Origin of the sequence: uncultured Amaricoccus sp., assembly GCF_937858865.1 — a bacterium.
GTDB lineage: Bacteria > Pseudomonadota > Alphaproteobacteria > Rhodobacterales > Rhodobacteraceae > Amaricoccus.
On record NZ_CALLYO010000643.1, the window covers coordinates 1 to 8,760 of the forward strand.

At 71.8% G+C, this 8,760-nt stretch carries 9 protein-coding genes; 2 read left to right on the top strand and 7 right to left on the bottom strand.

Annotated features, from left to right (window positions below; genetic code table 11):
* Positions 1-46 precede the first annotated feature (46 nt).
* The 7 genes from Q0112_RS19200 to Q0112_RS19230 form a co-directional block, all read right to left on the bottom strand.
* Entirely contained in the window at positions 47-277 is a 231-nt protein-coding gene (locus Q0112_RS19200) for a hypothetical protein (RefSeq protein ID WP_297977702.1), read from the bottom strand.
* A 114-nt stretch (positions 278-391) separates the two neighbouring features.
* Positions 392-1,249: a hydroxymethylglutaryl-CoA lyase gene (locus Q0112_RS19205; protein ID WP_297977703.1), complete on the bottom strand. Its 858-nt coding sequence runs from the start codon at positions 1,247-1,249 to the stop codon at positions 392-394.
* Positions 1,242-3,191 (bottom strand): biotin carboxylase N-terminal domain-containing protein, encoded by a 1,950-nt coding sequence (locus tag Q0112_RS19210; RefSeq protein WP_297977704.1) that lies wholly within the window; start codon positions 3,189-3,191, stop codon positions 1,242-1,244. The genes Q0112_RS19205 and Q0112_RS19210 overlap by 8 nt, the downstream gene beginning before the upstream one ends.
* A 28-nt stretch (positions 3,192-3,219) precedes the next feature.
* A complete protein-coding gene (locus Q0112_RS19215) occupies positions 3,220-3,708 on the bottom strand; it encodes a hypothetical protein (protein WP_297977705.1) in 489 nt (162 codons plus the stop codon).
* Between the two features lie 66 nt (positions 3,709-3,774).
* Positions 3,775-5,379 (bottom strand): carboxyl transferase domain-containing protein, encoded by a 1,605-nt coding sequence (locus Q0112_RS19220; protein WP_297977707.1) that lies wholly within the window; start codon positions 5,377-5,379, stop codon positions 3,775-3,777.
* Between the two features lie 67 nt (positions 5,380-5,446).
* Positions 5,447-5,941, bottom strand: coding sequence for a lysozyme inhibitor LprI family protein (locus Q0112_RS19225; RefSeq protein WP_297977708.1), 495 nt, complete (start codon positions 5,939-5,941; stop codon positions 5,447-5,449).
* Between the two features lie 86 nt (positions 5,942-6,027).
* A complete protein-coding gene (locus Q0112_RS19230) occupies positions 6,028-7,191 on the bottom strand; it encodes an isovaleryl-CoA dehydrogenase (RefSeq protein ID WP_297977709.1) in 1,164 nt (387 codons plus the stop codon).
* 214 nt (positions 7,192-7,405) lie between these two features.
* Between Q0112_RS19230 and hisB the strand changes: the two genes are divergently transcribed.
* Positions 7,406-7,999, top strand: a complete 594-nt coding sequence (hisB, locus tag Q0112_RS19235; RefSeq protein ID WP_297977710.1) for an imidazoleglycerol-phosphate dehydratase HisB — start codon at positions 7,406-7,408, stop codon at positions 7,997-7,999.
* Entirely contained in the window at positions 7,996-8,634 is a 639-nt protein-coding gene (gene hisH, locus Q0112_RS19240; protein ID WP_297977711.1) for an imidazole glycerol phosphate synthase subunit HisH, read from the top strand. The genes hisB and hisH overlap by 4 nt, the downstream gene beginning before the upstream one ends.
* Positions 8,635-8,760 lie beyond the last annotated feature (126 nt).

Below are 8,760 nucleotides of genomic sequence, written 5' to 3' on the forward strand. Positions count from 1 at the left end.
AATGAAGCTCATCGGGCCGGCCCGGCGGCCCGATTGGCAAGCGGCGTCAGACGCGCCGTTCCACGTAGCGGCTCAATACCTCCCGCACCCGCGGATCGCCGGCCAGCCGCTCCGGCCCCCAGAGGCGCAGCGCCTCCTTCGAAGTGAGCCGTTCCCCCGTCGCCTCGTGCAAGACTTCCGCGAGGCACGGCCCGCGCATCGGCTCCATGCCGCGGGCGATCAGCCTCTCGTTGATGCGCGCATCCGTCGCGAGAACGACAATGGTCCGGTCCTGCATGCAAGCTCCTCCCACGGTACTCTTGTCGCCAACTCAGCATAGCTCAACTTCCGGTGCAAAAACAGGGTCACCTTGCCGCACCCGGCCGCGGTCCGCCGGTCGGAGGATTCCCGCTCACGCCGGCGCCCGCAAGGCGCGTGCGAAGGCCGCGGCCCCGGCCAGGCGCCCCGCATCGATCCCGGTTGCGAAGCCGAGTTCCTCGAGCCGCGCAACCACCCGTTCGGTCGCGACATTTCCCGCGGCCCCCGGCGCGAACGGGCAGCCGCCGAGCCCGCCGGCCGCCGCGTCGAAGACCCGGATCCCGAGCCCGAGCGCGACCTCGATATTCTCGATCGCCCGCCCCAGCGTATCGTGGAAGTGCCCCGCCAGCCGGTCGGCGGGTGCCGTCCGCAGCACCTCGCGCAACATTCTTTCGACCGAATCAGGCGTCCCGTGGCCGATGGTGTCGCCGAGGCTCACCTCGCGGCAGCCGAGCGCGAAAAGCCGGTCTGTCACCATTGCGACACTTTGCGGAGAGATCGCGCCGTCGAACGGACAATCCGTCACGCAGGAGACATATCCCCGCAACGAAATTCCGTCCGCCGCCGCGGCCTCCGCCACCGGCGCGAATCGGGTCAGGCTCTCGGCGATCGAGCAGTTGATGTTCTTCCGGCTGAAGCCCTCCGAGGCCGAGGCGAAGATCGCCACCTCGTCCGCCCGCGCCGCCCGCGCCGCCGCATAGCCCTTGAGGTTGGGCGTGAGCGCGGCATAGCTCACCCCCGGGCGGCGGGCGATGCCGGCGAGCACCGCCGCCCCGTCCGCCATCTGCGGCACGAGCTTCGGATTGACGAAGCTCGCCACCTCGATATGGCCGAAGCCGCAGTCCGACAGCATGTCGACCAGCGCGATCTTGCGCGGTGTCGGGATCGGCCGCGGCTCGTTCTGCAGCCCGTCGCGCGGCCCGACCTCATAGATCGTAACGCGATCATCCATCGCCCGGCTCCAGCAGCAGGAGCAGCGTCCCCTCGGTCACCTGCACCCCTGCCGCCACCAGCACCTCCGCGATCACCCCGTCGCGCGGCGCCAGCAGCGCATGCTCCATCTTCATCGCCTCGAGCACCACCAGCGGCTCGCCGCGCGCCACCCGCTGCCCCACCGCGGCGGCGAGCTCCCTGACCAGCCCCGGCATCGGCGCCCGCACGTCGTCGCCATGCGCCGCCGCCTCCGCCCCAGCCGCCAGCGGATCGGGGATCGTCACCACCGTCGCCTCGGCGCCCTCGAAGACCGTGACGCTCCCCCCGTCCACCGCCAGCCCGAGCCGCTCCGCGCCCCCCTCGACCGTCAGCACCAGTTCGCCGTCCGCCCCGCCGGTCACCGCCACCGCGCGCCCGTCGACCCGGAACCGCCCCGGCCCGAGCGTCTCGACCCTGAGCGTTCGCCGTTCGCCGCCGACCTCGACCGGCGCGCTGCGCACGAGCGGCGCCCAGAGCGCGAACCCCGCGAGCGGGTCCCCCTCCCCGATCTGGCCGCCCGCCGCCAGCGCCGCCGCCGCCAGCACTGCGAAGGAGACCGGCCGCGGCTCGGTGAGCGCCGTCAGATCGCGCTCGATCAGCCCGGTATCCACCCGCCCGGCGGCGAAATCCGCCTGCCGCACCAGCCGCGCCAGGAACCCGAGGTTGGTCCGGCAGCCCGCCACCCGCGTTGCCTCCAGCGCCCGCCCGAGCCGCCGGAGCGCGATCTCCCGCGTCTCCCCGTGCGCGATCACCTTGGCGATCATCGGATCGTACCAGGGCGAAACCTCGTCCCCGGCCCTGACCCCGGCATCCACCCGCACCCCCTCCGGGAAGGAGAGATGCGTCAGCCGCCCGATCGCCGGTAGGAAGCCCTTCGCCGGATCCTCGGCATAGAGCCGCGCCTCCACCGCATGCCCCGACAGCGTCAGCTCCTCCTGCCGCTTCGGCAGCCGCTCCCCCGCCGCCACGCGCAGCTGCCACTCCACCAGGTCCTCGCCGGTCACCGCCTCGGTCACCGGATGCTCCACCTGCAGCCGGGTGTTCATCTCCATGAACCAGAAGCCGTCCGCCCGCAGCCCGCGCGACCCGTCGGCGATGAACTCCACCGTCCCTGCGCCCGCGTAGCCGATCGCCTCCGCCGCCGCGACCGCCGCCCGCCCCATCGCCGCCCGCACCTCCGGCGTCATCCCGGGCGCCGGCGCCTCCTCGATCACCTTCTGGTGCCGCCGCTGCAGCGAGCAATCCCGCTCGAACAGATGCACCGCCTCCCGCCCGTCCCCGAAGACCTGGATCTCCACATGCCGCGGCGCGCTCACGTACTTCTCCACCAGCACCGCGTCGTTGCCGAAGGCCGCCCGCGCCTCGCCGCGCGCCGCCGCCAGCGCCCGGGCGAAGTCCTCCGCCCGCTCGACCCGCCGCATCCCCTTGCCGCCGCCGCCCGCCACCGCCTTGATCAGCACCGGGAACCCGATCGCCGCCGCCTCCGCCGCCAGCCGCGCCTCTCCCTGCTCCGCGCCGTGGTACCCCGGCACCACCGGCACCCCGGCCGCCTCCATCAGCGCCTTGGCGGCATCCTTCAGCCCCATCGCCCGGATCGCCGCGGCCGACGGCCCGATGAAGACAAGCCCCGCCGCCTCGACGAGTTCCACGAACGCCGGATTCTCCGACAGGAACCCATACCCCGGATGCACCGCCTCGGCGCCGGTCGCCAGCGCCGCCTCGACGATCCGCTCGCCCCGCAGATAGCTCTCCGCCGCCGCCGCCCCCCCGATCCCGACCGCCGCGTCGGCCAGCGCCACATGCCGCGCCCCGGCGTCCGCGTCGGAATAGACCGCCACCGTCGAAATCCCGAGCCGCCGGCAGGTCGCCATCACCCGGCAGGCAATCTCCCCCCGATTGGCAACGAGCACCCGGGAGAACATCAGGCGTGCCCCCCTGGCGAACGGGGCGTCAGCACCAAGTCCCGCGCAGCCCCCCGAGGTAGCGCCGCCCATGGCCGCCTTCGGCCATCCCCTCCGCCACGCGCCGCCCGGAGAGCCGCATGTCCACCAACTCCCGCCCGTAGTCGTCGCGCCCGAGGAAGGCGACCTCGGTCGAGGTCGCATGCCACGCCCAGCTCGCCAGCGCCTGCTTCGCCCGCTCCGCCGCCACCCTCTCCGCCGCGCACCTCGGCGAGAAGAGCTCCGGCGCGTCGTACCCGACGATCCGCGCCCGCCTCGTCCCCCTGCCGGCGCAGGCGAGGTCGACCGTATCCCCGTCGACCACCCCCGCCACCCGGCAGTCCCGCGTCATCACCCGCACCCCAGAGCGCCAGTCGTCCACGACCGGCACGAGCAGCGCATGCCCGCCCGAGATCCCGGCGAAGGCCAGGAACCAGACGACCCCGGGCCGAACACGCCAGCGCCAGGGCCACCGCCGCCGCGGCAGCCGCAAAGGCACGATCTTCCGTGTCGCCCGCCGCATCCGGCGATCCTGCCCGCCCGACCCCCAACGTTCCCCTAACGCTCACATCCGGAACACGCCGAAGCGCGTCTCCCCCACGGCCACGTTCAGCGCCGCCGACAGCGACAGCCCCAGCACCGCCCGCGACTTCCGCGGATCGATCACCCCGTCGTCCCAGAGCCGCGCCGCGGCATAGAGCGGATGCGACTGCTTCGCGAACATCGCCAGCGTCGGCGCCTTGAACGCCGCCTCCTCCTCGGCGCTCCACGTCCCTCCCTTCCGCTCGATCCCCTCCCGCCGCACTGTCGCCAGCACGCCGGCCGCCTGCTCGCCCCCCATCACCGCGATGCGGCTCAACGGCCAGGTCCAGAGGAACCGCGGCCCATAGGCCCGCCCCGCCATCCCGTAGTTCCCCGCCCCGTAGGACGCGCCGACCAGGAGCGTCACCTTCGGCACCGCCGTCGTCGCCACCGCGGTCACCAGCTTCGCCCCGGCCTTGGCGATCCCCTCCGCCTCGTAGCGCCGCCCCACCATGAACCCGGTGATGTTCTGCAGGAAGACGAGCGGGATCCGCCGCTGCGAGCAGAGCTCGACGAAATGCGCCCCCTTCACCGCGCTCTCCGAGAAGAGCACCCCGTTGTTCGCCACGATCCCGACCGGCACCCCCATCACATGCGCGAAGCCGCAGACCAGCGTCGCCCCGAACCGCGCCTTGAACTCGTCGAACCGCGAGCCGTCCACCAGCCGCGCGATCACCTCGCGGATGTCGTAGGGCGTCCGCAGATCCGCCGGCACCACCCCCAGGATCTCCTCCGGATCGTAGGCCGGCTCCTCCGCCGCCTCGACCGCCACCGTCACCGGCTTCACCCGGTTGAGCCGCGCCACCGCCTCCCGCGCCAGCGCCAGCGCATGCGCGTCGTCCTCGGCGAGATAGTCCGCCACGCCCGACAGCCGGGTATGCACGTCCCCCCCGCCCAGATCCTCCGCCGTCACCTCCTCCCCGGTCGCCGCCTTCACCAAGGGCGGCCCGGCGAGGAAGATCGTCCCCTGCCCCTTCACGATCACCGTCACGTCCGACATCGCCGGCACATAGGCCCCGCCCGCCGTGCAGGAGCCCATCACCACCGCGATCTGCGCGATCCCCGCCGCCGACATCCGCGCCTGATTGTAGAAGATCCGCCCGAAATGCTCCCGGTCCGGGAAGACCTCGTCCTGGTTCGGCAGGTTCGCGCCGCCCGAATCCACCAGATAGACGCAAGGCAGCCCGTTCTCCGCCGCGATCTCCTGCGCGCGAAGATGCTTCTTCACCGTCACCGGATAATAGGTGCCACCCTTCACGGTGGCGTCGTTCGCCACCACCATGACCTCCTGCCCCGCGACCCGGCCCACGCCGGCGATCAGCCCGGCGCAGGGCGCGTCCCCGTGATACATCCCGTGCGCCGCCGTCGCCCCCACCTCGAGGAACGGGCTGCCCGCATCGAGCAGCCCCGCCACCCGCTCCCGCGGCAGCATCTTGCCGCGCCCCGCATGCCGCGCCGCCGCCTGCGCCCCGCCGCCGGCCGCCGCGGCGGCGGCCGCCGCCTCGACCTCGGCCAGCGCCGCCAGATGCGCCTCCCGGTTCGCCCGGAACGCCGCGCTCCCGGTGTCGACGCCCGAACCCAACCTCACCGGGCCCCCCCTCCGGCTCCATCGCCCCGGGACCCGCCCGGACCGGACGGCTCCGCGACCGCCCGCGTCACGGCCCCGACCGCGTGCGCAGCCGGTCCTCCAGCGCCAGCGCCTGCTCGCCGGTGATCTGCAGCCGGCACTCGGCCGATGCAGGCCCTGCCCCGGTGCCCCCGCCCCAGGTGCTCGCCTCGTAGATGCAGGCCGCGTCGCGCCAGGCCATCCACGCCCGCTGCATGTCGCGCAGCGCCGCCGCCGGCGAAGGCGCCGCCGAGCCCAGATCCTCCAGCTCCTGCTCCGTCGCCGTCTCCAGATCCATCTGCGCCGCATAGGCGACGTTCAGCCGCTCGTCCCAGTATCGCCACTCCGCGTCGAGGCAGGCGCCCATCCCGGCGGTCGTCTGCCCGTCCGGCGTCTCCATGCAGGCCTCCGCCGCCCGCCCCACGCAGGCCCGCCGCCCGGCAAGATCCGCCGCCTCCGCCACGCAGGCCTCCGTCGCCTCCATCGAGAACGGAATGTCCTGAGCCGCCGCCGGCAGCGCCAGCAGCACGGCGGCCAGCGTCAACGACCCAACCCCGGCTCTTTTCCTCAGCATATGCCTTGTGCACGAACCGTCGAACAGGTTGCCATAACCCATTGCCCCACCAACCTTCACTCCGTCACCCGCATCAGCTCGCGCCCGATCAGCATCCGCCGGATCTCGCTCGTCCCCGCCCCGATCTCCATCAGCTTCGCGTCCCGCATGATCCGGCTGACCGGGCTCTCGTTCAGGAACCCCGCGCCCCCCATCGCCTGCACCGCCTGCACCGCCTGCTCCATCGCCTTCTCGCTGGCATAGAGCACGCAGGCCGCCGCATCCTGCCGCGTCACCGCCCCACGGTCGCAGGCCGCCGCCACCGCGTAGGAATAGGCCCGGGCCGTGTTCATCGCCGTGTAGAGATCGGCGATCTTCCCCTGCATCAGCTGGAAATTCCCGATCTTCTCGCCGAACTGCCGCCGCTCGTGCATGTAGGGCATCAGATGGTCGAGACAGGCATGCATCAGCCCTATCCCGATCCCCGACAGCACCACCCGCTCGAAGTCGAGCCCGCTCATCAGCACCCGGACCCCCTGGCCCTCCTGCCCGAGCACGTTCTCGATCGGCACCTCCACGTCCTCGAACACCAGCTCCGCCGTGTTCGACCCGCGCATCCCCAGCTTGTCGAAATGCGGGCTGGTCGAGAACCCCTTCATCCCCTTCTCGACGATGAAGGCGGTGATCCCCTTCGCCCCCGCCGCCGGATCGCTCCTGCCGTAGACCACCAGCGTATCGGCGTCCGGCCCGTTGGTGATCCAGTATTTCGTGCCGTTGAGCACGAAGCGGTCGTTCCGCTTCTCCGCCCGGAGCTTCATCGACACCACGTCCGACCCCGCCCCCGCTTCCGACATGGCGAGCGCCCCCACATGCTCGCCCGTCACCAGCCTCGGCAGGTATCCCGCCTTCTGCGCCTCGGTCCCGTTCAGCCTGATCTGGTTCACACAGAGGTTCGAATGCGCCCCGTAACTCAAGGAAACGCTTGCAGAAGCCCGGGCGATCTCCTCGACCGCCACCACATGCGCCAGATACCCGAGCCCCACCCCGCCGTATTCCTCCGGCACGGTGATCCCGAGCAGCCCGAGCTCGCCCATCTCCCGCCAGAGCTCCGCCGGAAAGCGGTTCGCCCGGTCGATCTCCGCCGCCATCGGCGCGACCCGCTCCTGAGCCCAGCTCCGCACCAGCGCACGCAGCGCGTCGACGTCCTCCCCCAGGGCGAAATCGAGCGTTGCCTCGAACATCGGCGATTCCTCCCTCCGCCTTTGCGTCAGGAGACGTCGCGCCCGGCCGGAAAGCAAGCGCGCGCTATGCCACCCGGGCGCGTACACGAAGTTTTAACCCGACGAATCCCTTTGATATCAACGGCATCACTATAGTTTCGCGTGCGAAATCCCCTTGGACCCTCCCGGCGCAGCCGCTATAAGCCCCCCGTCACCGCCGCCCGGGAGGAGCGCCATGCGCCAGGCCGAAGTCACCCGCGAGACCGCCGAGACCCGTCTTTCGGTCGCCCTCGACCTCGACGGCACCGGCCGGCACGACAACCAGACCGGCGTCGGCTTCTTCGACCACATGCTCGACCAGCTCGCCCGCCACGCCCTCATCGACCTCACCACCCGCGCCGAGGGCGATCTCCACATCGACGATCACCACACCGTCGAGGACATCGGCATCGCCCTCGGCCGCGCCCTTTCCCAGGCCCTCGGCGACAAGCGCGGCATCCGCCGCTACGGCTCGTGCCTCCTCCCCATGGACGAGACGCTCGTCCGCGCCGCCCTCGACCTCTCCGGCCGCCCCTTCCTGGTCTGGAAGGTCGACTTCCCGAGCCCGAAGATCGGCACCTTCGACAGCGAGCTCGTGCGCGAGTTCTTCACCGCCTTCGCGATGAATGCCGGCCTCACCCTCAACCTCGCCCTTCTCGACGGCGCCAACAGCCACCATATCGCCGAGGCCTGCTTCAAGGCCGTCGCCCAGTCCCTCCGCGCCGCCGTCGAGCCCGACCCGCGCAGCCCCGGCGCCATCCCCTCCACCAAGGGCACCCTCTCGGAATGACGACGATCATCGTCGACTACGCCAGCGGCAACCTCCACTCGGCGCTGAAGAGCTTCCAGCGGATGGCCGCCGAAACCGACGCCGGCCCCGTCGCCGTCTCCTCCGACCCCGACACCATCCGCACCGCGTCCCGCATCGTCCTCCCCGGCGTCGGCGCCTTCGCCGACTGCCGCGCCGGCCTCCTCGCCCGCCCCGGCCTCTTCGAGGCCATCGCGGAGCGCGTCATCGCCCAGGGCGCCCCCTTCCTCGGCATCTGCGTCGGCCAGCAGATGCTCGCCACCCGCGGCCTGGAACACGGAGAGACCCCCGGCTTCGACTGGATCCCCGGCGACGTCGTCCGCATCGCCCCCGCCGACCCGTCGCTGAAGGTCCCCCACATGGGCTGGAACGCGCTCGAGATCCTCTCGCCCCACCCCCTCCTCGCCGGCATCGCCTCGGGCGACCACGCCTATTTCGTCCACTCCTACCACCTCCTCCCCGCCGACCCCGCGCACCGGGTCGCCGTCACCGACCACGGCGGTCCGATCACCGCCGCCGTCGCCCGCGACAACCTCTTCGGCACCCAGTTCCACCCGGAAAAGAGCCAGGCCACCGGCCTCCGCCTCATCGCCAACTTCCTGGCCTGGAAACCCTAGCCGGGCGGGGTGGGCACGCGTGCCCAGACAGGCAACAGACTGATTTCGCTCGCATATTCCATTCGCGTCAACCTCGCGTTCACCAAGGTTGACACAACGTTGACGTGCGGGAAAGTTTCGCTGCTT